Source organism: Erysipelothrix sp. HDW6C, from assembly GCF_011299615.1.
In the GTDB taxonomy this organism is placed as follows: Bacteria; Bacillota_I; Bacilli_A; order Erysipelotrichales; family Erysipelotrichaceae; genus Erysipelothrix.
The window spans coordinates 1,616,655-1,641,915 of sequence record NZ_CP049861.1 but is presented as its reverse complement, the minus strand read 5'-3'; the positions used below and the strand labels follow the sequence as shown (position 1 = coordinate 1,641,915).

22 protein-coding genes are annotated in these 25,261 nt (G+C 40.2%); 20 read left to right on the top strand and 2 right to left on the bottom strand.

Annotated elements, in window-relative coordinates:
* Positions 1-7: 7 nt before the first annotated feature.
* The 13 genes from G7062_RS07880 to G7062_RS07820 all read left to right on the top strand — a co-directional run bounded on the left by G7062_RS07880 (position 8) and on the right by G7062_RS07820 (position 14,729).
* Complete coding sequence (locus tag G7062_RS07880) at positions 8-1,108, top strand: AI-2E family transporter (RefSeq protein WP_166065367.1); 1,101 nt, start codon at positions 8-10, stop codon at positions 1,106-1,108.
* A gap of 17 nt (positions 1,109-1,125) precedes the next feature.
* Positions 1,126-2,094 carry a metal ABC transporter substrate-binding protein gene (locus G7062_RS07875; protein WP_166065366.1) on the top strand — a complete coding sequence of 323 codons (969 nt, stop codon included), beginning with the start codon at positions 1,126-1,128 and terminating at the stop codon, positions 2,092-2,094.
* A 41-nt stretch (positions 2,095-2,135) separates the two neighbouring features.
* Positions 2,136-4,643, top strand: a complete 2,508-nt coding sequence (gene polA / locus G7062_RS07870; protein ID WP_166065365.1) for a DNA polymerase I — start codon at positions 2,136-2,138, stop codon at positions 4,641-4,643.
* A gap of 2 nt (positions 4,644-4,645) precedes the next feature.
* A complete protein-coding gene (gene mutM, locus G7062_RS07865) occupies positions 4,646-5,467 on the top strand; it encodes a bifunctional DNA-formamidopyrimidine glycosylase/DNA-(apurinic or apyrimidinic site) lyase (protein ID WP_166065364.1) in 822 nt (273 codons plus the stop codon).
* Complete coding sequence (coaE, locus tag G7062_RS07860; protein ID WP_166065363.1) at positions 5,464-6,063, top strand: dephospho-CoA kinase; 600 nt, start codon at positions 5,464-5,466, stop codon at positions 6,061-6,063. The genes mutM and coaE overlap by 4 nt, the downstream gene beginning before the upstream one ends.
* On the top strand, positions 6,056-7,213 hold the full coding sequence (locus tag G7062_RS07855; protein WP_166065362.1) for a DnaD domain protein: 1,158 nt from the start codon (positions 6,056-6,058) through the stop codon (positions 7,211-7,213). The genes coaE and G7062_RS07855 overlap by 8 nt, the downstream gene beginning before the upstream one ends.
* The gene (locus G7062_RS07850; RefSeq protein WP_166065361.1) at positions 7,213-8,133 is read left to right on the top strand and encodes an ATP-binding protein; all 921 of its coding nucleotides are present in this window, start codon (positions 7,213-7,215) and stop codon (positions 8,131-8,133) included. The genes G7062_RS07855 and G7062_RS07850 overlap by 1 nt, the downstream gene beginning before the upstream one ends.
* A gap of 62 nt (positions 8,134-8,195) precedes the next feature.
* Positions 8,196-9,155, top strand: a complete 960-nt coding sequence (gene pfkA / locus G7062_RS07845) for a 6-phosphofructokinase (RefSeq protein ID WP_166065360.1) — start codon at positions 8,196-8,198, stop codon at positions 9,153-9,155.
* Between the two features lie 21 nt (positions 9,156-9,176).
* Entirely contained in the window at positions 9,177-10,610 is a 1,434-nt protein-coding gene (gene pyk, locus G7062_RS07840) for a pyruvate kinase (protein ID WP_166065359.1), read from the top strand.
* A gap of 12 nt (positions 10,611-10,622) precedes the next feature.
* Positions 10,623-11,531: an ROK family protein gene (locus G7062_RS07835; RefSeq protein WP_166065358.1), complete on the top strand. Its 909-nt coding sequence runs from the start codon at positions 10,623-10,625 to the stop codon at positions 11,529-11,531.
* A gap of 2 nt (positions 11,532-11,533) precedes the next feature.
* A complete protein-coding gene (locus G7062_RS07830; RefSeq protein ID WP_166065357.1) occupies positions 11,534-12,760 on the top strand; it encodes an aminopeptidase in 1,227 nt (408 codons plus the stop codon).
* A gap of 42 nt (positions 12,761-12,802) precedes the next feature.
* Positions 12,803-14,029, top strand: a complete 1,227-nt coding sequence (locus G7062_RS07825; protein WP_166065356.1) for an aminopeptidase — start codon at positions 12,803-12,805, stop codon at positions 14,027-14,029.
* A gap of 187 nt (positions 14,030-14,216) precedes the next feature.
* Entirely contained in the window at positions 14,217-14,729 is a 513-nt protein-coding gene (locus G7062_RS07820; RefSeq protein WP_166065355.1) for a DUF3592 domain-containing protein, read from the top strand.
* A gap of 52 nt (positions 14,730-14,781) precedes the next feature.
* On the opposite strand, the gene G7062_RS07815 is transcribed toward G7062_RS07820, so the two are convergent.
* Complete coding sequence (locus G7062_RS07815) at positions 14,782-15,006, bottom strand: hypothetical protein (RefSeq protein WP_166065354.1); 225 nt, start codon at positions 15,004-15,006, stop codon at positions 14,782-14,784.
* A gap of 356 nt (positions 15,007-15,362) precedes the next feature.
* Here G7062_RS07815 and thrS point away from each other — a divergent pair, with 356 nt between their 5' ends.
* The 7 genes from thrS to G7062_RS07780 all read left to right on the top strand — a co-directional run bounded on the left by thrS (position 15,363) and on the right by G7062_RS07780 (position 23,783).
* Positions 15,363-17,120 carry a threonine--tRNA ligase gene (thrS, locus tag G7062_RS07810; protein ID WP_166065353.1) on the top strand — a complete coding sequence of 586 codons (1,758 nt, stop codon included), beginning with the start codon at positions 15,363-15,365 and terminating at the stop codon, positions 17,118-17,120.
* Between the two features lie 235 nt (positions 17,121-17,355).
* Positions 17,356-18,471, top strand: coding sequence for a BMP family protein (locus G7062_RS07805; protein WP_166065352.1), 1,116 nt, complete (start codon positions 17,356-17,358; stop codon positions 18,469-18,471).
* A gap of 101 nt (positions 18,472-18,572) precedes the next feature.
* On the top strand, positions 18,573-20,105 hold the full coding sequence (locus G7062_RS07800; RefSeq protein WP_166065351.1) for an ABC transporter ATP-binding protein: 1,533 nt from the start codon (positions 18,573-18,575) through the stop codon (positions 20,103-20,105).
* Positions 20,095-21,189, top strand: coding sequence for an ABC transporter permease (locus tag G7062_RS07795; protein WP_166065350.1), 1,095 nt, complete (start codon positions 20,095-20,097; stop codon positions 21,187-21,189). Before G7062_RS07800 ends, G7062_RS07795 begins: the two co-directional genes overlap by 11 nt.
* The gene (locus G7062_RS07790; protein ID WP_166065349.1) at positions 21,182-22,141 is read left to right on the top strand and encodes an ABC transporter permease; all 960 of its coding nucleotides are present in this window, start codon (positions 21,182-21,184) and stop codon (positions 22,139-22,141) included. Before G7062_RS07795 ends, G7062_RS07790 begins: the two co-directional genes overlap by 8 nt.
* A gap of 122 nt (positions 22,142-22,263) precedes the next feature.
* Complete coding sequence (locus tag G7062_RS07785) at positions 22,264-23,178, top strand: serine hydrolase (RefSeq protein ID WP_166065348.1); 915 nt, start codon at positions 22,264-22,266, stop codon at positions 23,176-23,178.
* A 47-nt stretch (positions 23,179-23,225) separates the two neighbouring features.
* Positions 23,226-23,783 (top strand): YdeI family protein, encoded by a 558-nt coding sequence (locus tag G7062_RS07780; protein WP_166065347.1) that lies wholly within the window; start codon positions 23,226-23,228, stop codon positions 23,781-23,783.
* A gap of 35 nt (positions 23,784-23,818) precedes the next feature.
* On the opposite strand, the gene G7062_RS07775 is transcribed toward G7062_RS07780, so the two are convergent.
* The gene (locus G7062_RS07775) at positions 23,819-25,261 is read right to left on the bottom strand and encodes a nicotinate phosphoribosyltransferase (protein ID WP_166065346.1); all 1,443 of its coding nucleotides are present in this window, start codon (positions 25,259-25,261) and stop codon (positions 23,819-23,821) included.

The window sequence follows — 25,261 nt, the reverse complement described above, 5'->3', positions numbered from 1 at the left end:
GGGTACTATGAGTGTTCCAAAAAAAATCAGTAATTTCTTGCATCGGAATGTATCAATACGACGCTTATTAATGATTATCATGACGTTGGTTATTATTTATTTACTAACGCTTACCTCGAGTATATGGTCGTCGATATACACTACAGTAAAGGGAATTATGTTGCCCTTTGTAATTGGGTTTGGTATTGCCTATATTCTGCACCCGATAACAAAGTATTTCGAGCGTTATAAGATCAAACGGCAAATTGTTGTTCCCGTAACATTGCTTGTCTTTGTTTTCTTAGTTATCTTGTTGTTCTCTTCGATTGTTCCAAAATTAGCAACCGACATTACAACCATCATTAATTCCAGTGTTGATGGCATTCAAAAACTCTATGAAATGTATACTGAGTTTACGAATGGTACGCCTGAACCATGGGTTAACGATCTCTTTAATGAAGCTGTAAAAATGATGAAGGGACTCATTGGAAGCATTCCAACAATTCCTACAATTGCATCACAGTTTATTGGTCAACTCATTGGCATACTAACAACAAGTTTATTCTCATTGGTTATTGGATTGTATTGTATTTTTGATTATGAAGATATTACTGCGAAAATACTTCGCGGAGCCAATGCAATTTCGCCAAAATTGGGAAATTCTATCGTAGTAATTAACCGTGCTGTGTTACAATATCTACAGTCATTGATTGTTATCATGGTTATTACGTTTGTCGAGTATAGTTTGCTGTATTCTGTCATTGGTCATAATTATGCATTGGTTTTAGGTGTCATGGCTTCATTCGCCCTTTTGATTCCTTATATTGGACCCATGTCCATTCAAATACTGGGAGTCTTGACTTCCTTAACCTTGCCACCGTCCCGAGTGATTGCACTTACGGTTGGATTGGTAATCCTGTCGAATGTCGATAACTATGTTATCACACCGATGGTCTATTCCAAGCGCGATAAGATTGATCCGTTATCGTCGCTGTTTGCATTCTTTGCATCCAGTGCATTATTTGGCTTTGTAGGGATTCTTCTCTCGATGCCGATTTATTTCTCAATCCGTGCTGTTTATTACTTACGTAAAGATGGTTGGAAACTAGAATCTGAAGAGACTAACTAAGTTGGAAAGAGGTATGTATGAAACGATTTGTTACGAGTATCATGGCAGTTACGGTACTGCTCTTAACATTAACAGGCTGTGTGCCCAAAAATAAGAATGTTGTGGTCACAAGTTATCCTGTTGAATACCTTGTAAGAGCCTTAGCTGGAGACCGCGTCAATATTGAGCGTCTTGATGTTGGCGCCAATCCACAGACAAGTACTGTCCGTGATGATTATGCCGATGTTCTTGCGAATGCGGATGTCGTATTCTATATCAATGAACTGCAACCCTATTGGGAGTTGTATCGTGATGAGTTATCTGACAGTAAACGTTCAATTGAACTGTTTGATCTTGCAGAACGTTCATCCTTGTACACATTCAATCGTTATACAACGGTTGAGGTTGATGGTTCAAAACATACCTTAGAGTCACCATACTATGATACTGCAAATTTCAAATCAGTAGATACCTATGAAAAAGATCCATTCTTATGGATGGATCCCGGAGCAATGACATCAATGGGGCGCAGCATTAAAGACTGGCTCATTGAAAAGTATCCCGATGATGCGCAACAATTTGAAGATCGTTTTGCTGCGTTGGAAGTCGAACTGACAAATTTACAAGCCGATTACCAAAAGATTCGTTCAAATGGGAAAGAGTACAAAATTGTTACCATGACCCCATCATTCGGAAACTGGCAACGCAGTTTTGGGATTGCTGTATATCCTGTTTCGCTTTCTAAATATGGTGTATTGCCAAATGAGGCAATGTTAAATGATATACGTACACGAATCCAACAAGATGGTGTAAAATTCATTGCCTATGAAGAAGGCATGAGTGAAGATCAAATCAAATTATACAATCAACTTAAAACTGAATTAAAATTACAAGAAATCAAACTCAGCAATCTTTATACGCTTAGTGATAAAGATGTAGAGGAACAATTTGATTACATCATAAAAATGTATCAGAACTTAGAAGCCCTTGAATCGATGCATCGATAACCTCAAGGGTTTTCTTTCATAAAGAGAAGGCGGGAAAAATTATGAATAAATTACTACTAATTGACGGAAACTCGATGCTATTTCGAGCTTACTATGGCACGTTATCACGCGGCTATATGACCTCATCAACTGGAGTTGTTACCAATGCGGTGTATGGTTTTTCAACCATGCTAACCAAAGCAATAGAATTAATCCAACCAACGCACATTTTGGTTGCCTTTGATACAAAAGACAAGACTTTCCGCCACGATATGTTTGATGAGTATAAAGGAACACGTAAAGAAGTCGATCAAGAACTCGTTTCTCAGTTTGCACTGGTTCGTGAATTCTTGGATGCCTACCCATTAAGACGCTATGAAATCAGTGGCTATGAGGCTGACGATGTTATTGGTACATTGTCACATCAATTTGCGGATACAAAAGTTGAAATCCTAACCAGTGATCGTGACATGTTGCAACTCATTGATACCAATGTTGATGTGTTGCTTATGAAAAAAGGGATCACGGATCTTAAACTTATGGACGTAGCAACCCTTCGGGAAGAGATGGGCTTGACGCCATCACAAATTGTTGATGTAAAAGCACTTCAGGGAGATACAAGTGATAATATTCCCGGTGTCCCTTCAATTGGAGAGAAAACTGCATTAAAACTCATTACTGAATACGGTACTTTCGAAAATCTTTATGCTCATAAGGATGAGATAAAAGGGAAGATGGGTGATAACTTGCGAGCTTATGAAGAACAGGCAATCCTATCCTACAAGCTTGCTAAGATTCATACCGATGTCCCCAATGACCTCCAAATCGATACAATCAAATATGAAATCCCCGATCCTTCATTAAATGCATTTTACCGTAAATACGACATGAATTCATTGATTGTTGATGATTATGAAATTGTTGAAGTTGTAAAAGAGGATATTAAGTTGATTGATTTTGATGCGTCATGGATTGATGGTGATGTTACATTGCTTGCTGACCTCGATAAAAAGGGAAGTCTACAAGGTGTTACGCTTCACAAATCCGGTGAGTATGCTTATTTAACACTTCCAGAGATGATATTGGATCCGCATTTCCATGCCTTACTCAGCCGCACAAAACAAATTTTGATGGCGTCCACAAAGGTTATGTATCGTTTTGCAATGGCGCATAATATTCCTGTAAATCAAAAGTTTGATGACGTGCTTTTATTAGCGTTCATTAATAATTCATCGACCACAACATTGGATCGTTTAAAAGATGAGTACAATATTTGGTTTGAGCAATATGAAGGCATCGAAAATGGCTGTGCTGTCGTTGGGGCATTACCGCAACTTTTTGATAATCTGAAAGACATTGCGATCAAAGAAAATGTTTTGAGTATCTATAATGATATTGAACGTCCATTAGTCCCAATACTTGCAGAGTGTGAGCATTTGGGGATTTGTGTTGATCGCTCCGTTTTAGACCGCATAGCTGCGGAAACATCGGAGAAAATTACACGTCTAAGTGAGATTATTTTTGCTGAAGCGGGTCAAGAGTTTAATATCAACTCACCCAAACAATTGGGCGAGATGTTGTTTGATAACCTGAAGTTGCCAACCAAGAAGAAACGTTCAACGGCAGTGGATGTCCTTGAAGGTCTTGTTGGTGCTCATCCAATCATTGCACCCATACTTGAATATCGAAAATATCAAAAACTTTACAGTACGTATGCTGTAGGACTTACCAAACATATACATGAAGATGGTCGAATTCATACAACCTTCAATCAACACGCGACACAAACTGGTCGATTATCATCCAGTGATCCCAATTTGCAAAATATTTCGGTTCGTGATGAAGAAGGCCGTGCCGTGCGTGGTGCATTCGTTGCCAGTCCTGGCCGCAAACTTGTATCCATTGACTATTCACAAATTGAGTTGCGCGTTTTATCCTATCTTGCAGATGAAGCGAAAATGATGGCCTCGTTTAATGAAAATCTTGATATTCATACATCAACTGCCCAAGAGATATTTGGTGTTGATCAAGTGAATAGCAATATGCGTCGTCAGGCGAAGTCTGTAAACTTTGGAATTGTTTACGGGATTTCCTCGTTTGGGTTGTCGAAACAATTGGATATTTCTGTTAAAGATGCAGCATCATTTATTGAACGCTATAACGAAGTCTATCCAAACATTCAAAAATATATGGATACTGTGATTTCCAACTGTGAAATTGATGGATACGTAACAACGTTCTTTGGGCGACGACGTTATATTCCAGAAATTCACGACAAAAACCGTGCTGTGAGTGAGTTTGGAAAACGCGCGGCAATGAACGCACCCATTCAAGGAACTGCAGCGGACATTATAAAAATGGCGATGATCGAAGCAAATAAAGCTTTGAAAGCAAACAATCTAAAATCATCCATGATATTGCAAGTTCATGATGAGCTTGTATTTGATGTTGTTGAAGATGAATTGGACCGTGTCACAGAGCTGATGACAGATGTGATGGAAAAAGTTGTTGATTGGCCAATTCCAATGAAGGTCTCCGTAAGTGTTGGGACCAGTTGGTTGGAGGATTAACAATGCCAGAGCTTCCAGAGGTAGAGACAATTGTTAGAACATTAGAGAAATCACTCATCAATGAACGCATTGAAACACTTGATTTCCGTTATCCGAGTCTGCTTGAAGCCGACTCGCAATATCCATTAGAATCGCTTTTGGGCGCTTCTTTTGTTGCGTTTCACCGTCGGGGTAAGTACTTATGGTTTGAGATGTCGAATGGCTTGCATTGGATTCTTCATTTGCGAATGGAAGGAAAGTTCAATCTGTATGATCATCCTGTGCGTCCCCATGGTCACACACATTTAGTTATTGAAACCTCACATCATCACATTCATTACCTTGATACACGTAAATTTTCGCGTATGGCAGTTATGGATGACCCTATTGCCTATCTTGCTACAAAATCGCTTGGTTTTGAACCTTGGGATTCCCAATTAACAGGTGCGTACTTGTATGGTCTTTACCATAAAACACGTCGCATGATAAAGACAGTGTTATTGGATCAGTCAATCATTGCTGGAATTGGGAACATTTATGCGGATGAGATTCTTTATGTTATGAAGATTCACCCTGAAACACCAGCCAATCGCTTAACACGCAAACAATGTGATGATATTGTGGTCGTCACTCGAAATGTTCTTGATAATGCCATTGCTGCGGGAGGAACAACGGTTCGTTCGTACACTTCAGGTCTGAATGTTACCGGTCGATTCCAAATTAATTTAAATGCATATGGTCGAGAGGGCGAATCTTGTTATCGCTGTGGAACGCGCATGGAGCGGGTTGTTGTAGGGGGACGATCGAGCGTATACTGCCCAAAATGTCAGAAGGTGAAGGTATGAAAATTGCAGTCACAGGCACGATTGGTGCAGGAAAGTCAAAAGCCAGTTCTTATTTAGTAAGCAAAGGATACCCGGTATTTGATACGGATAAGCTTGTTCATCAGTATTACGAGCCCAATGGTTGTTTATACGATACAGTTCGTGTTCTGTTTGGGCCATCAATTCTCGCCGATGATGAAACGATTGACCGTCGAAAGTTGGGGGCTCGGGTATTTTCTGATTCTTCAGCATTGGATGCGCTGGAGGCTCATGTATTCCCAGTTGTCAGTGAACATGTTGCAGCGTTGTACCGTAGCATTGAAAATCATGAAAATATGCTCGTGTTTTTTGAAGTTCCAATGCTTTTTGAAGCGCATATGGAAAATGAGTATGACTGTATTATTATGATTAATGCAGACTACGACATTCGCATCCCGCGTTTAATGAAACGTGGTCTTCGTGAAGACGATGTACTGAAACGTATGGAACGCCATATGGATGAAACACAAAAAATGAATAAATCGGACATAATTGTGTGGAATAACGATACTGAATCGCAGTTATACGAACAATTAGACCGTGTTCTTGAAACATTGGAAAGGAGATTGCATGATTAAAATCGTCTATAAAATTGATGCGCAGTTTAAATTAGCTGCCGATCAACTTGAATCACTGGTGTTGCTTTACCAACCGCTGTTTGTGCATCCAGCCATGGGGTTGTACTTAACCTTGTATGAACATGCCCATGCACAGGGTGAGATTGATGTTCGCCAATTACAGCAAGCCTTGCAATTGGATACTCATCAACTGACCAAACATCGCCAAGAATTGGAAAAGTTTGCACTGCTTAGAACGTTTGAAATTGAAGGTGTGTTGCACTTGATTGTAATGGAACCTTTAAGACCTGAAGCATTTGTGTCGCATACGACGTTTGGACGCCTTTATGCGATTGTTATGGGCAACGAACAATTTGTAAATCAATGTACACGTTATCGTGTGCAAAGCACAATTCCATCACTTGATACAGAAATCAGTGCTGCCTTTGACATTGCCCGTCTGTCGACCTGGGATCAAACTTCAGAAGATAGTTTTAATTCAAACCTTGCTGAAAAAGATGTTGATGCGTATCGCTTTGATGTCCAAGGATTCTTTAGAACATTAAGCCCGATGGTTTATCCAGAAGTCCTTCGCACAGCAACGCTTTTAAAGACTGTTCAACAAGCCGGGACGTTTTATCATATGAATTATGTCGACATGAAAGCAAAACTAATCGCTGCGACCAACTTTGATACAAAAACATTTGATAATCGTAAATTCCATATTTTAATTGATCGTGATCATGGACGACAAAACATCGAGACAGTATCCAATGCATACGAGCTTGATCCTGTAAGTTTTCTCGCTTACAAGCAGGATCATGACTACATTGTGGATGCTGATCGGAACCTACTTAAGTCGCTTGAAAAGAACTTTAAATTTAACCATCAAGTTATTAACGCATTGATTGAATATGTACTGACAACCAATAACATGAACTTGAATAAGAACTATGTTGAAAAAATTGCAGCAACCTGGCAACGCAAGGGTGTGGACACCGTAGAAAAAGCAGCGAAAGAAATTGCGACACCACTCTCTACTAATAAATCAAAGCAGAGTAATGTGAAGGTTGAAGTGAAGATGCCAGAATACTCAAAAGATGATAAAATAAAAGGTGATGTTAGCGAAATTGATGACGAAATCGCAGCAATGCTTAAGGGAGGGATTTGATGTCATTTAAAAAGATGGTTTTTGAACTGACTCCAGAACAAATTGAGGCACGCAACCAATTGGGGGCGACACTTTTAGAACAACCTGAAATTCAACTTTTTATGGAAATGTTTGATTGTCCTGAAACTGTAATTATCGATAATGCTGCGAAGTTCAAACGTTGGGTTATGGCGAAGCGTGACGCTCAAAAGCATAGCAAGCATGATATTCAAGCAAATCAGAATTTGGGACGTTTTGTCGATTTAACCTACGATAAGCATACAGGAATCATTACTGAAGTAATTTCCGAATTATCCATCGTCCACGAAATTGCTGAAGAAGAAGCGTACCTGCATCGCTATCAGATTTTTGATTTACCATTAAGTGCCCATAAAGCACACTTTGAGTTATTGGACTACAAAAAAGAGAATGAGAATTTTCGTGGCATCATGTCAAAACTAATGAAACTCGCAACTGACAAGGAACTGGGATATTTTATTTATGGTGACTTGGGTGTAGGAAAGAGTTTCTTGGCAGCGTGCGCAACCAATGCATTTGCGAAACGACAACAACAAGTTGCGTATATTCATGTACCAACATTAATGAGTCATCTCAAGCAAATGTTCAACAGTCCGGGTTCTTTGGAATATACCTTGCGCAAGTTGCGCAACGTTTCCCTTTTAGTCCTTGATGATTTGGGTGCAGAGCCAGTCACAATGTGGAGCCGTGATGAAATTCTGTTATCGATCCTTAATGATCGATTGGAAAATAAACGAAAAACAATCATTACCAGCAACTATCAACCCGAGATGCTTGTAGACCTCTACAAACTCGATTCTCGTGGTACTTCGGATGAAATTCGTGCCCGACGTTTGGTTGATCGGATTCATGCTCTTACAAAACCTTATGAAATGGTAGGAGAAAACCGAAGAATTCGTTAAAATCATTGATTTTAGTGAGTAATAAGGGGCAAAAAATGGTATGATAATTCAAGAGGTGAATTATGAAAAAAATTGGCATATTGACTTCTGGTGGTGATGCACCGGGTATGAACGCTGCTATCCGTGCGGTAGTACGTTCAGGAATTAGTGCTGGGCTTGAAGTCTACGGTGTCTTCAATGGTTACGAAGGGCTTGTGAATAACAACATTCGCAAGTTAGAGCGTGGCGATGTGAGTGATATCATCATTCAAGGGGGAACTATTTTGGGTAGTGCTCGACTTGAAGATTTCAAACTTGTTGAGGTTCGTCAAAAGGCAGTTGACAATCTCATGGAGCATGGTATTGAAGGACTTGTTGTTGTTGGTGGTGATGGAAGTTACCGCGGAGCACAAGCACTTACAGAAATGGGTATCAATTGTATTGGGATTCCTGGAACAATTGATAATGATATCGATTCAACAGATTATTCGATTGGGTTTGATACAGCGTTGAACACAGTCATCGAAAACGTTGATAAATTGCGCGATACATCAAGTTCCCATCATCGTTGTTCTGTCGTTGAAGTAATGGGAAACCGTTGTGGTGATTTAGCAATCTATGCGGGTCTTACAACAGGGGCTGAAATTATAATAACGAAAGAAACAGGTTATGATGAATCCGAAGTTTTAGCGCGCTTGCGTCATTTCGAAGAAGTGAAGCGCAAACGCCATGCGATTGTTATCATCAGTGAGAAAATCACCGATGTTCATTTGCTTGCGCAAAAGATCTCCCAACATTCGGGATTCTCAGGTCGAGCAACTGTGTTGGGTCATATCCAACGTGGTGGTTCGCCAACTGCACGTGATCGTATCCTTGCTACACAATTTGGTGACAAGGCAGTGCAGGCATTGGTTGCTGGAGAGGGCGGCCGTTGCGTAGGTGTTGTTGAGGAACAACTCATTACGATTGATATTAATGAAGCGTTACAATTACCAAAGAAAACAAGAAAGCCATTGTTCGATCTTCACGATCGTTTGGTATAAGAAGGAAGAGAGATAAATATTATGGAAAAAATGAAAAAAACTAAAATTGTATGTACGATTGGACCGGCATCAGAATCACCTGAAATGGTTGAAGCATTAGCAAAAGAGGGAATGAATATTGTTCGTTTCAACTTCTCACATGACGTTCAAGAAAACCACTTGAAACGTATGAATATCGTTCGTGAAGTAAGCGACCGTATTGGTATTAACTTGGCAATTCTTTTAGATACTAAAGGACCTGAAATTCGTTGTGGCGATATCGAAGGTGGTGCAGTTGAATTTGCAAAAGGCGACATTGTTCGTGTTGGATTTGATGCAGACTACCAAGGAAACAAAGAACGTTTCACACTTTTAGTACCAGAAGTACACGCTGACGTTAAAGTTGATGACTATCTCTTAATTGATGATGGAAAAATCCGTTTAACTGTTATCGATAAAGACGACAAAGACTTGATTTGCCGTATTGAAAACCCAGGATTTATCAAAACACGTAAAGGTGTAAATATCCCTAACGTTGTCCTAAGTATGCCATTTATGTCAGAAAAAGACCGTAACGACATCACATTTGGTGCAAACAACGGTATTGACTTTGTTGCTGCGTCATTTGTACGCCGTGCACAAGATGTTAAAGACATTCGTGAAGTCCTAACAGCTGCTGGACGTCCAAACGTTCAAATCATTGTTAAGATCGAAAACCAAGAAGGATTCGATAACCTTGAAAGCATTCTTGAGTTAGCGGATGGTGTCATGGTTGCACGTGGTGACTTGGGTGTTGAAGTAAGTACACACTTAGTACCTATCTACCAAAAACAAATGATCAAAATCGCAAACCGTATGGGTAAACCAGTTATCACTGCAACACATATGTTAGAATCCATGCAACAAAACCCACGTCCTACACGTGCTGAAGCAAGTGATGTTGCGAACGCTGTTATTGATGGAACTGATGCAATTATGCTTTCAGGTGAATCAGCAGTTGGAGCATACCCAATTGAAGCTGTTCGTGTTATGCGTGAAATTTCTATCGCGATGGAAGATGAAACAATCCTTCCTTACCGTGAACGTTTAGACCACGCTATTAAAACTTCAAAACGTACAATGCAAGACTCCATCGGTATGTCCGTTGCTGAAACAGCATTAAACCTTGACGATGTTGCTGCAATTGTTGCCTTTACACAATCCGGTACAACTGCACGTCGTATTTCTAAATACCGTCCAAATGTTCCAGTCATTGCTGTTACATTTAACCCAGAAGTTCAAAGAAGCTTGCAATCATCATGGGGTGTATTCCCAGTTTACTCTGATGTCCGTAACGACATGACAAATGATGACGAAATTGCTTCAACATTTGCAAAGAGCTTCGGAATTGAAGTTGGACAAAAAGTCATTATTGCTGCAGGTTACCCTACAGGAACTGGTAATACTAACTTAATGAAGATTATCGAAGTTAAATAATAGGAGATAATTATGCGTAAGTTCATTGGTATTGACTTAGGTGGAACCAATGTTCGCGTAGCAGTCGTTACCGAACTTGGGGAAATTACAGAAGAAATTAAGCGACCTTCACAAGCAAGTGAAGGTCCTGAAGTTGTTTTGAACAATATTGTAGAAATGATCTATACCTTATCTTCACTAAGTGAAGTCGAAGGTATTGGAATTGGAATACCTGGACCTGTTGATACAGAGAAGGGTTCCGTTACGCTTTCAACCAATTTAAATGGATTTACCGGTTACCCAGTTGTTGACTATCTTAAAGAATACTTTAAGATGCCAATCTACATGGATAACGACGCCAATGTTGCTGGTCTCGCTGAAGCGCTTGTTGGTGCGGGTAAGGGCCGAAAGGTTGTTTATTATGTCACGCATTCAACAGGAATCGGTGGTGCGCTGGTTGTTGATGGGAAAGTAGTTTCAGGAAGAAAAGGATATGCAGGAGAGATTGGTAATATTGTTATTGATCGCGATCGTGTCCGTCGTTCGGATGTGAACACACTCAACGCAGGGGCGGTTGAAAATGAAGCCAGTGGGTCAGCAATGGTTCGTAAGGCTCAAGAAACCATTGATCGCCAAATTACATCTGCTTTTGAAATCTTTAAACTTTATGAAAAAAACGATCCCAAGGCAGTCAAACTCGTTGATGAAATGAGTTATGATATCGGACAATTGATGGCGACGATTGCACATGTTGTTGATCCGCATGTATTTGTTATTGGTGGTGGTGTTACATCATCGCGTGACTTGTACTGGGATAAAATGAAAGCAGCATATCAAGACCTCGTTCACCCTCATATGCGTGATACCGAATTCGTACTTGCAAGTTTAGACGAGCCAGGAGTCATTGGAGCAGCAATGCTTTGTTATTCTCAGGAGGCTTAAATATGTCATTATTAGAAAAATATGCAAAATTAGCAGTCCGCGTCGGTGTGAATGTTCAAAAAGGACAAACACTCCTTATCAACGTTAAGGCTGAACATTATGAATTCGCACGTATGCTAGTAAAAGAAGCGTATGCTGCGGGTGCAAAGAAAGTTGTCGTTAAATATGGCGACGACATTATCGGTAAAGAACATGCTGTACACCAAGACTTTGAGACATTTACACATGTCCCAAAGTGGGTTGTTGCTGAGTATGATGACTATTTATCACAAGATCTATGCCGTCTTTCAGTTTATGCGCCATCACCAGGTCTTATGGCTGATGTAGATGGGACCAAACTTGCGGCACAAGCCAAAGCACAAGGCGAGGCTTTAAAAGCAATGCGCGAGTATACAATGGCTAATCGTGGCCAATGGTCACTCATTTCATTGCCGACACCTGAATGGGCTACAGTTGTATTCCCAGAACTTCCTGTTGCTCAAGCTTACGAGAAATTGCTGTCAGCAATTCTTTATGCAAGCCGTGTTAGCGAAGATGGGGATCCGGTTGTTGCTTGGAATGAGCACAATGCTGTGCTGGCACATCAAAATCAAGTTCTGAATGATTTCAACTTTAAGTCACTTCACTTTACCAATGCCAAAGGTACTGATATCGTGGTAGGACTTGTTAATGATCATATTTGGGCTGGTGGTGAAGAAACATCTGAGGGTGGACATAAGTTCAACCCAAACATGCCAACTGAAGAATCATTTACAATGCCAGATCGCCTTAATGTTAATGGCCGTGTTTATAGCACCAAACCATTAAACTACAATGGCAAGCTTATTGATGAATTCTGGTTGGACTTCAAAGACGGTAAAGTTGTCGACTTTGATGCCAAACAAGAAAAAGAAACCCTAGAACAACTTCTAAATACAGATGAAGGAAGTCGTCATATTGGAGAAATTGCTCTTATTTCACATAAGTCACCAATTTCAGATTTGAATATCCTGTTTTACAACACATTGTTTGATGAGAATGCATCATGCCATATGGCATTAGGCCGTGCTTATCCAATGAACATTAAAGGTGGAACAGAAATGAGCGCGGAAGAACTCTTAGCGCACAACTCAAATGATTCAATCAACCATGAAGACTTTATGTTCGGAAGTGAAGATATGAAGATTGTTGGATTGACACACGATGGCAAAGAAATCGCTGTGTTTGATCAAGGTAATTTTGTAATCTAAGCGTGAATTTCACGCTTTTTTTTGAAAAGGAAGGTAGAAACTATGAAAGCAATCGATCGTAAATATGCACAATTATTAATCAATACGGGCGTTAATGTCCAAAGTGGTCAAACCTTGATGATTAATGCAGACCCTGAACACCACGAGTTTGTAACACTTCTTGCCGAAGAAGCGTATAAGAATGGTGCCAAGGAAGTTATTGTTAAGTTCAACAGTGAACATCTTGCACGTCTTAATTATCTTTATCAAGATGTACAGACGCTAACACGTGTGCCTCAATGGGTAATTGATGAACACGATGACTACTTAAAGACTGATTTATGCAAATTAGCCCTACGTAGCCCCAACCCCGGACTTCTGAATGATGTCGATAGTAAGAAGGTCACTGCTACTGCACAAGCACGAGGAAAGGCCTTAACACGCTTTTCAAATTACTCAATGAGCAGCCAAGGTCAATGGCTTGTTGCTGCATATCCATCCCAAAATTGGGCAAAAGCGGTCTTTCCAGACATGGAATCCAAGGATGCTTATGACAAACTCTATGAGTATATTCTTTATGCATGCCGTGTCAGCGCTGATAATGATCCAGAAGCAGCGTGGGAACAACACAATGCACAATTAGCAAAACAAAACCTTGCGCTCAACAACTATGACTTCAAGTCGCTCCGATTCACCAATTCCAAAGGAACCGATATCGTTGTAGGTTTGGTAGAAGGACATATTTGGTCAGGAGGCAAGAAACCTTCACAAAAAGGTGTGCCTTTTAATGCAAATATTCCTACCGAAGAATCATTCACAACACCCGATCGCAATTTTGTAGAAGGGATTGTCTACAATACCTTGCCACTTAATAACAATGGGCGCTTGATTGATGACTTCTGGTTAAAATTTGAAAACGGACAAGTCGTTGATTTTGATGCAAGCGTTGGTAAAGAGGCATTGGCTGGTTTATTGGAAACTGATGAAAATAGTCGCCGTATCGGAGAGATTGCTTTGATTTCTGATGATTCCCCAATTTCAAATTTGAATACCTTATTCTATAACACGCTCTTTGATGAAAATGCTTCATGTCATATTGCATTGGGTCAAGGGTATCCATTGATTGAAGATGGCGGTAAGATGTCGAAGGATGAACTTCTTGCACGTGATATCAACCAATCACTCATTCATGTTGACTTTATGTTTGGAAGTGCAGACATGCAATGTGTTGGTACTACAAAATCAGGTGAAGAAATTGTTGTCATTAAAGATGGAAACATCGTATTATAAGTAGAAAATCGCAATGATGTAGTGCACCGCCGTTATTTGGACAACACGTAACGGCGGTGCTTTTTTAATGACAAAACTAGTATAAAAAAATGGTATAATTGCTTTTGGAAGCGTCATGTGCGTATAGAAAGATACGAATCATTTGTCGATTCAATCATCTATGAAGTAAGGGAAGAAGGTATTTAGAATGAATGATGGTGCATATTATATAATGTTTGCAATCATGAGTGTCGTTATCGTCGTTTTTGGTGGCTTGGCAATCTATTTTTTAAAGAAAGATGGACGTTTAAAGCGGGATGACAAATTGAAAACCGAAGGTGTGGTCATAAAGTATTCAAGCAATAATTCGCGAGCACCAGTTGTGGAATACAGAGTAGGCAATCAGACCTATCGTACATCACTAAAATACACTTATGTGTTGACAACATCGAACCCCTTTAACAATATCGAAACAAACGTTGTCGATGATATACTTGATACAAAACTGCGCTTAAGAAGCAATTCGATCGCATCAATCAATACAATTATGCGAGAAACATTCCCACTTGGGAGTACACTTGATGTTTATTATGCGGCAGATAGTCCACGTATTGCCTATGTGGAACGCTATGCACCATCACTTACAGGACGAATTCTAATGCTTTCGACAATACTCACCCTTGTACTCTTGATGGGTACATTCGTATTTTTCGTTATCTAAGTTATTAGAAATCAAAAAGAAAACCTCATAATATGAGGCTGTTATCACGTGCTCAATACTTAGAGCGGAACGTTAAATAGAGATTAATGATGGTTGTGAGTGCCGTTGCAGCAAGTGTAAAAAGCAGTCCCCATATTACTAAAATATTTTCGTTGAAGTACAACTCATAGCTAATACGCTCATCGAGTGCAAATCCTGAACGAAAGAAGAGCACAACACACATTGCTAATGCTAGCACTGATAAACACATTGAAATAAAAGCGATTCCTTTTTTCATATCATGAACCTCCTGGTATCTTTAGTGTACCATGACCGTATCTCAAAGCAATTGTCTGTTCGTATCCAAAGTGCTTGTATTTTTAATGAGAATGGTTATAATATGTACATATACACTGATGAGGACATGATTTATGGAATCCGAACAAGAGAGTAAGGCGGTCGCTGCAAGCCTTATGTAGGAACCATATTTTACCACCTTGGAGTTGAATCTTCGAAAAGATTCCGTATGCTGGCGTTAACAGATAATGAAGTGCACTAAATATTTTAGTGAACGAAGGTGGTACCGCGTATAACACGTCCTTTGATGGATTGTTAGACGTGGATTTTTTATTTTATACAGGAGGAACAGAAGATATGGTAAATATTAAAGAGGATGCACAACTTAATGTGTTAAATCACTCATCAGCGCATTTACTTGCGCATGCAGTAAAGCGTCTTTACCCAGAAGCAAAGTTTTGGGTTGGACCCGTAATTGAAGATGGTTTCTATTACGATATGGATTTGGGTGATGTAAAACTAACGGAAGAAGATCTTCCTAAAATTGAATCAATGATGCGCAAGATTGCGAAAGAGGACAAACGGATTACCCGCGTTGAACTCTCAAAAGCAGAGGCATTGGAAGAGTTTAAAGACGATCCTTACAAAATTGATATCATCAACAACCTTGAAGAAGATGCTGTTATCTCAGCATACCGTCAAGCTGAATTCATTGATCTTTGCCGTGGACCCCATGTTGAAACGACAAAGAAAATGAAATACTTTAAACTTACGAAGGTATCTGGTGCTTACTGGAAAGGCGATGCTAACAATAAAATGTTGCAACGTGTTTACGGAATCACATTTGAAACACAAGAAGACTTGGACAATTATCTTGTTTGGTTGGAAGAGGCAAAACAAAGAGATCATAAAAAGTTGGGACGCGAATTGGGCTTGTTCATGATGAGTGAATACGGTCCAGGATTCCCATTCTGGTTACCAAATGGTATGAAGTTACGCCATGCAATGGATAGCTACTACTTTGATGTCCACGAGCGTCGTGGGTATGTATTTACAGAAACACCAACCATGTTAAACAAAGAATTGTGGGAGATTTCAGGCCACTGGGGTAACTACAACGACAACATGTATACTTCAAAAGTTGATGATCGCGATTTCGCAATCAAACCAATGAACTGTCCAGGTGGCATACTTGTCTACAAGAATGATTTGCATTCATACCGTGATTTACCAATTCGTCTTGCTGAAATGGGTCATGTTCACCGCCACGAAGCGAGTGGTGCATTGAATGGTTTATTCCGTGTTCGTGCCTTCACCCAAGATGATGCACACATCTTCCTCACTGAAGAACAGCTTCAAGATGAAATTATTGAAATCATTGATTTCATGGAAGAAATCTATTCAGTCTTTGGTCTGACATATACAATCGAGTTATCGACACGTCCTGAAGACAAATACATTGGCGACATTGAAGTTTGGGATCGTTCCGAACTGGCACTAAAAAACGCCATGGCAGCCGCCGGTCGTGACTATAAAATTAATGAAGGTGATGGTGCATTTTATGGACCAAAGCTGGACTTCAAGATTCGCGACTCCTTAAACAGAATCTGGCAATGTGGTACCGTACAACTTGATATGAACTTACCCGAACGATTTGATATTCATTATGTTGACGCAGAAGGACAAAAGAAACGTCCAATCATGTTACACCGTGCAATGTATGGTTCGGTTGAACGCTTTATTGGAATATTGATCGAACACTTTGCTGGCGCTTTCCCAGTATGGATGGCACCAAAGCAAGTTGAAATTATTCCGGTCAATACCGAATTCCATATGGAGTATGCAAACGAGGTCAAAGAATTACTTGAACGTGAAGGCATTCGTGTTACTGTCGATGGCCGTAATGAAAAACTGGGCTATCGCTTACGTGAAGCGCAAATGAATAAAGTGCCAATGCAAGTTATCATTGGTGATAAAGAAATTGAAAACCGTTCCGTGAATGTGCGCCGTTTTGGAGAGCGTGCACAAAATCCATTCGAACTGGATGCGTTTATTGCATTAATTAAGAAAGAAATTGCGGATAAGACAATTCACGAAATTCAAAAAGAGGCGTAAAACCTCTCGAGAACTGAATTTAGTTGCGAAAGAGATGATCAAAAATTGATCATCTCTTTTTAATGAAAGTGATACAAATACTAACACAATAACCATGAAATCATGAGAGTAAATTCACATTGTCTGTTTTATGAACGCAATGTAACGAAAAGGTTATTTTTTGATGAATATCAATTGATTTTCACATTCAATTTCGTTAAACTGTGTTTAGAAAGAGAAGATGTGGAGGAGAAATATGAAGAAACTTGGAAAAAGTTTAGTTTTACTCTTTTTAGCAATGACTTTAGTAGCTTGTTCAAACAAGCCTGCTGAAGAGAAACCCGCTGGTGGTGATGGCAAGTTTGGAGAAAACAGCCTTTACCTAATTACTGATGTTGGAACGATTGATGACCGTTCATTCAACCAAGGTTCATGGGAAGGTATGAAACAATACGCTGATGAAATTGGCGTCAAACCTGTTTATTTACAACCAGCCGAAAAATCAACACAAGCATATTTTACAGAAATTGAAACTGCAATTAATGCTGGTGCTAAGGTTGTTGTTACTCCAGGATTCTTGTTTGAAAATGCTGTTCACCAAGCACAGGCTTTACACCCTGATGTTAAATTTGTCTTAGTTGACGGTGAACCGCGCGCAGAAGGTGATAACCAACCTGCTGATTTCAAGGATAATACTGTTGGTATTAAATACCATGAAGAGCAAGCTGGATTCTTAGCTGGTTATGCAGCTGTAAAAGAAGGATTCACAAAACTTGGTTTCATGGGAGGAATGCAAGTTCCTGCTGTTGTTAACTTCGGTTATGGCTATGTAAAGGGAGCCGACTTTGCAGCAAAAGAACTTGGTGTTCAAATTGAAATGCGTTATACATACTTAAATGACTTCTCAGCTAACCCACAATGGGAAACACAAGCTGGAGCATGGTACAACGATGGTATCGAAGTCATCTTCGCTGCTGCTGGTGGTGCCGGTAACTCTGTAATGGCTTCTGCTGCTAAGAGTGAAGGTAAATGGGTTATTGGTGTTGACGTTGATCAAAAAGATGAATCACCAACTGTTATTACGTCTTCAATGAAGAATCTGAAACGATCTGTTTATGAAGCAGTTAAGGCTGCTGATGATGGCGACTTCCCAGGTGGAAAGATGCAATTATTATCCATTAACGAAGACATGGTTCAACTTTCAGATGATTTCTCACGTTTCAAAAACTTTACGCAAGCTGACTATGAAGCAATCGTCACAAAGCTTAAAGCTGATGCAGATGGTATGACGTCATCAATTCCTAACTTGGAAACCGTTGCGGATGTAACTGCAATGGAAGTGACAAATACAAAGATCACTGAAATTAAGTAATTTAAATATATTGATCGATGAGAAAGAGCTGTCACTGAAGAACATTTGTGACTGCTCTTTTCTTTGAATCTATTTCATAACGAGTACTTTAGGAGACCACTATGAAACATGTCATAGAAATGAATCACATTACGAAGCGTTTTCCCGGAATCGTCGCCAATGATGACGTATCGATTTCCCTTCGTGAAGGTGAGATTCTCGCATTACTTGGCGAAAATGGGGCGGGCAAATCGACATTGATGTCCGTACTCTTCGGCTTGTACACTGCTGAGGAAGGCGAAATCAAGGTAAATGGTCAAAAATCAACAATAACAAATCCTAACGATGCTATGCATCTTGGTATTGGTATGGTTCATCAACACTTTAAACTGGTTGATACATTTACTGTCTTGGAAAACATTGTTTTAGGAATTGAACCCTTAGAAAAGGGAGTATTAAGTTTACACAAAGCACGTAAACGTGTCATTGAACTTTCCGAACGTTATCAATTTAACATCAACCCTGATGCAAGAATTCGCGATATTTCAGTTGGGATGCAACAACGTGTCGAAATCATTAAAATGCTTTATCGTAATAACGATATTCTAATCTTTGATGAACCGACTGCAGTTTTAACCCCACAAGAAATTGATGAACTCATGTTAATTATGAAACAGCTTGTCAATGAGGGAAAGTCGATTATATTTATTACCCATAAGTTGAATGAAATTAAACATGTTGCTGACCGCGTCACGGTGCTTCGCAAAGGGAAGTCAATTGCTACAGTTGATGTTAAAGATACATCGGTTGAGGCGATGTCTGAACTCATGGTTGGACGCAAAGTCGATTTAGATTTTGATATTCCAGAAAATGAAAAAGGCGAAGTTATACTTAAAGTTCGTGACTTAAATTTACCAAAACTGAATTACGGGACTGCATTGTCGAATATTAATTTTGATGTTCGTGAAGGCGAGATTCTCGGAATTGCAGGAATTGAGGGGAACGGTCAAACGGAACTGATCCATGCGATAACAGGGTTACGCATGGATTACACAGGTACAATCTCATTAAAAAGCAAGAATATCAGTTCTGCCAGTATTTATGAACGGAATAAATCAGGTTTATCACACATTCCCGAAGACCGTCAAAAGCATGGCCTGGTTCTTGATTATACGCTTGCGGAGAATATGGCACTCAAGGGCTATCGTGATGCAGGATTGCAATCGCATGGGTTCATTAAGTTTGATGCACGCCGTAAATATGCAGAAACGCTCATTGAGAAATTTGATGTGCGCAGTGGACAAGGCGCGGATACAAAAGTTCGCAGCATGTCTGGTGGGAACCAACAAAAAGCAATTGTTGCCCGCGAAATGAACCGTCTGCACGACACGCTGATTGCTGTTCAACCAACACGTGGCCTGGATGTCGGAGCCATTGAATACATACATCGACAAATTCTTGAAGAGCGTGACAAAGGGAAGGCCATTTTAATGGTATCACTCGAACTCAATGAAGTCTTGGGATTGTCAGATCGCGTGATCGTTATCTATAAAGGTGAAATTGTTGGGGAATTGGATCCTCGTAACGTTACCGAACAAGATTTAGGACTTTACATGTCTGGCGTAAAACGCACCGAGGTAACTTATGAAAAATAAACAACTATCGAAATGGATTCGTCCTGTATTGCCATCGCTAATTTCAATTGGAATTGGGATGTTGATTGCTGTGATTATTCTGTTTTTCACCAACCCTTCAAATGCATTTGAAGGTCTGATGAGGATGCTCAAGGGTCCCTTCAACTTTGGAGCTCAGCGTGGGCTAGGGAACATGCTCTATTATGCAACACCAATTATGATGACAGGTCTCTCTGTTGCTTTCGCATTCCGTACCGGTCTTTTCAATATTGGTGCTTCTGGCCAATTTATGGTTGGCGCTTTTGCGGCAATATATATTGGCGTGAAATGGACATTCATACCACCACAATTTCTCTGGATTGTATCGCTACTTGCAGCGATGATTGCCGGTGCGTTGTGGGCATCGCTTGTTGGTTTCTTAAAAGCATGGCGTAACGTCAATGAAGTTATTACATCAATCATGATGAACTATATTGGAATGTATGTTGTCATGTACTTTATTAAGTCCTTAGATATCTACAATAATCTTAAAAATGAAACACTACCCGTATCTTCTCACTTACCTAAGATGGGAATGGATTTACTATTTCCAGGTTCGTTTGCAGATGCTGGTATAATCATTGCACTAATCTGTGCTGTCATCATTTACTTTGTACTTGATCGCACAACATTTGGTTTTGAATTGAAGGCCGTTGGCTTGAATCGCGATGCAGCGGAATATGCTGGAATCAATCAAAAGCGCAGTATTGTACTCTCAATGATTATTGCCGGAGCACTTGCTGGTCTTGGTGGTGGTCTTGCCTACTTGGCAGGAACAGGAAAAGGGATTGAAGTTGTAACAAAACTTGCGACTGAAGGCTTTGATGGGATTGCTGTGGCTTTACTGGGTATGAATAATCCCTTGGGTGTCATTGGTTCATCGTTCTTCATTGCTTACATGAAGCTGGGCGGTCAATCAATGCAAACAATTGGTTTCGTGCCAGAAATCATTGGAATGATGATTGGTATTATTCTTTATGTATCTGCGCTATCAGCACTCTTTGCATCGATTCTTGCCAAACTTAAGAAACGATCTCTCAAGAAGGTAGGTGAAGACCATGAATGAGTTTAACTTTTTAGTCCAACAAATGATGCTCTTCTCAGTACCACTGCTTGTTGTTGCACTCGCGGGAATGTTCTCAGAGCGTGGTGGTGTTGTCAATATCGCCCTCGAAGGGATCATGATCGTGGGAGCATTCTCTGGAACACTGTTCATTCACACGATGCAAGCCAACAATGGGTTGACTGGCTATCCACTGCTTATCGTTGCATTACTTATTGCCATGGTATCGGGTATGATTTTCTCGGCATTCCATGCATTTGCTTCCATTCATATGTCAGCAGATCAAACAATTTCTGGAACAGCACTAAACCTTTTTGCACCCGCTTTTGCAATCTTTACTGCACGTTCGATTGTTGGAATTCAGCAAATTAATTTCCAAAATCCCTTCCGAATTGAGTCGGTACCGTTTCTTGGAGACATTCCATTTATTGGACCCATGTTTTTCCAAAAAACATACATGACAACATTCCTTGGATTTGCATTACTTATTGTTGCACACTTTGTCTTGTTTAAAACACGATTTGGCTTGCGACTTCGCTCGGCAGGAGAAAACCCTCAAGCTACCGATGCTGCCGGAATCAGTGTTCGTAAAATTCGTTACGCTGGTGTTCTCATTTCAGGAGCGTTGGCAGGGTTGGGAGGACTTATTTACATTCTTCCAGTAACGGTTAACTTTAACGGCGATGTTGCAGGATACGGATTCTTGGCCATTGCAGTCCTTATTTTCGGACAATGGAAACCCAAGTTCATCGTATTAGCTGCACTCTTCTTTGGTTTGTTGAAGACGATATCTGCGGCTTATACAGGAATTCCATTCTTGTTTAAACTCAATATTCCACAAATTGTGTATCAAATAGTTCCTTATGTAGCAACACTGCTGGTTTTGGTATTCTCTTCTAAGAAGTCAGAAGCACCGAAAGCCTTAGGCGAACCCTTTGATAAAGGAAAACGCTAAAATAATTCACAAAGAGTCGTCCCAAAAGGGGCGATTTTTTGTTTTCGTATCTTGACTTTTAAGATGATTTTATAACTTGTTTTCATTTTTAAAGGGTCGTATTCTAGGGGTGAGGTGATTGTATGGAAGACAATATTTTAAGTGTTGTGATGGAAGTCGGTGGGAAGGGTGTTGAAACTCACTATGTCGATGGCTTCACAGATGAAACCTCTGTTCACTGCGCATCGATGACAAAAAGCGTGCTCGCACTGCTGATTGGAATTGCTTTAGACTGTGGGTATCTGGAATCGATTGACAAGCCTGTTATTGATTTCTTTCCAGATTATCATGTAAAGCGTGGTGAGAAGTTATTGTCCAAAATTAAGATTCGTGACTTGCTGTCGATGCGTGCACCTTATAAGGGAAAGGGTGAACCCTATACGCGTGTCTTATCAAGCGATGATTGGACGCTCTCTATGTTGGATTTTTTGGGAGGAAAGCAAGAAATCGGAAGCTTTCACTATGCGACGCTCGGTACCCACATTTTAAGTGGGATTTTAGATCGAGTAACTCCCAATGGTGCACTTCAATTTGCAAATGACCATTTGTTTGCACCGCTCGGTATTTATGCCGTTAAACCGATTGCAATTCGGAGTCGAGAAGATTACATGGCATTCATCTATGGAATCAATCATCGTGGATGGGTTTGTGATCCCCAAGGTGTTTTGACTGGTGGTTGGGGTTTGTCGCTATCAACCCAAGATTTTCTTAAGATTGGACGACTTGTATTAAATGGGAATCCGACTATCATCAGTAATTACTGGCTTGATTTAATGGCCCGTCCACACAACCAGTGGCAAGACTTCAAATATGGCTATTTGTGGTGGTTACAGGAGTCAGGTGTGCAAATGGCAATGGGGGATGGTGGCAATGTTCTTTATGTTGATCGAAACCGTAACGTGTTGGTTGTTATTTTGTCACGATTCAAACCACGAACACATGATCGCATTGCATTTATTGAGAAGGATCTAATTGCAAAACATGAGATTAGCATTTGATTGCGGGACTGTTCTTGGTATGATGAGTGCAATAAAGGGAGATTACTATGGAAATCAAAACATCAATCACACCGCCAACACGAACACAACTGTATGCGTGGTTTCAGGAAAATCACCATCTGCATCGCGAAGTGTGGGTCGTTATGGATCGCGGTGCAGAACACACGCTTACGTATGTCGATATCGTTGAAGTTGCTTTATGCTTTGGTTGGATTGATAGTACCAAGAAATCAATTGGCGAAGGACAAACGGCACAGCGACTCTCACCACGGACATCGAAAAGTCGGTGGACCGAACTGAATCGAGAACGTGTGCGGCGCCTTGAGACATTGGGTGAGATGACAGAATGGGGTCGAGCAGTGGTTCCCACTATTGAATTTCAAATTGATGCGGATGTTTTACAGGCGCTCCAAGCGGATGCTGTTGTTTATCAAAATTTCATGGCATTCCCAGAACTATACCGGCGTATCCGTATTGATAATATTCAAAGTTATCGGCGCGATGATGCACTCTTTGTGCGAAGGTTAGAAAAGTTTATTGAAAAGACGCGCAGGAATGAGTGTTACGGTGATTGGCATGATAAAGGAAGGTTACTCGATTATTAAAGAAAGCCTCGTTTCAATGAGAAACGAGGCTTTGGTTATTTTCCACTGACATCGTGGAGTAATTGAAGTTTTAAATCGTAAAGTTTTTGCGAAAGGTCAACGTAATATTGATGTGGGTAATGGAGGCGCTTGACTTCATCCCACATTGTTTCCATTTCTTTTTGTGAATATATCGTAATTTCTTCGAGTGTCGGAATCTTATACACGCTCTCACCCTTGACGAAAATTGGAACTTGAAGTTCTCTCACTTGATAATTCGTGAGTGTTTTCTTTTTCCAGGGTGCCGAGGGATCGAAAATTGTGATTTCATCTGTTGGGATATCTTCATCCGCTAGCGCAATATAATCGGCAAGCGCCTTATTGGTGCGATTGTCATAAAAACGGTAAAGACGTTTGAAGCTTGGATTGGTTATCTTTTCAATGTTTTCACTAACCTTAATCTTTGGAATCAATTGTCCATCACGTTCTTGGGCAACAAACTTATAAACACCTCCCAAAACGGGTTCTGATTTTGAAGTGATGAGGTTTTCACCAACACCAAACTGGTCAATCATTGCGCCTTGGTAAATAAGGTCGTCGATGATGTATTCATCAAGTGAATTGGATGCCATGATTTGGCAGTCTTGCAATCCTGCTGCATCCAAGAGTTTGCGTGCTTCTTTGGACAGGTAGGCAAGGTCACCAGAATCAAGACGAATGGCCTTCAGGCGTGCACCGTTTGGAATTAGGTATTCTTTGGCAACTTTAATTGCGTTGGGAATTCCTGATTTCAAAGTATCGTATGTATCGACAAGGAAGATAGCATTATCAGGGTTGATACGTGCATAAGTCATGAATGCTTCCAATTCAGTGTCGTATGACTGTATAAAGGAGTGTGCCATGGTACCAGAAACATGGGCGCCATATTTTTGACCGGCAAGTGTGTGTGATGTTCCAACACATCCCGCAATAATTGCTGCACGTGCACCATCCAGTGAGGAGTCATAACCATGTGCGCGTCGCGCGCCAAATTCAAGCACAGCACGCCCACGGGCTGCATTGGCGATACGGCTTGCCTTTGTTGTGACCAATGTTGAATAGTTGATTGAAAGTAACAAGATTGTTTCAATGAGTTGGGCCTCAATTACTTTTCCACGAACAGTAACAAGCGGTTCGTTTTGGAAAACGACGGTGCCATCTTCGACCGCCCAAATATCGAGTTTGAGATCCATGTTGAGAAGGTAATCAAGAAATTCTTGATCATCAAATCCTTGCGTACGGAGGTACTCAATATGTGCTTCGTTAAATTTAAAATTGTTGATGGCTTCAATGAGTTTTGCTAAACCATTGAAAATAAGATAACCACCTTTATTAGGGATTTTTCGGGTAAACATATCGAAATATACAATATCTTCGTGGCGATTTTCTTTGAAATAAGTATACGCCATTGAGAATTCATACAAGTCGGTTAAAAAAACTGCATCGTAATGTTGAATCAT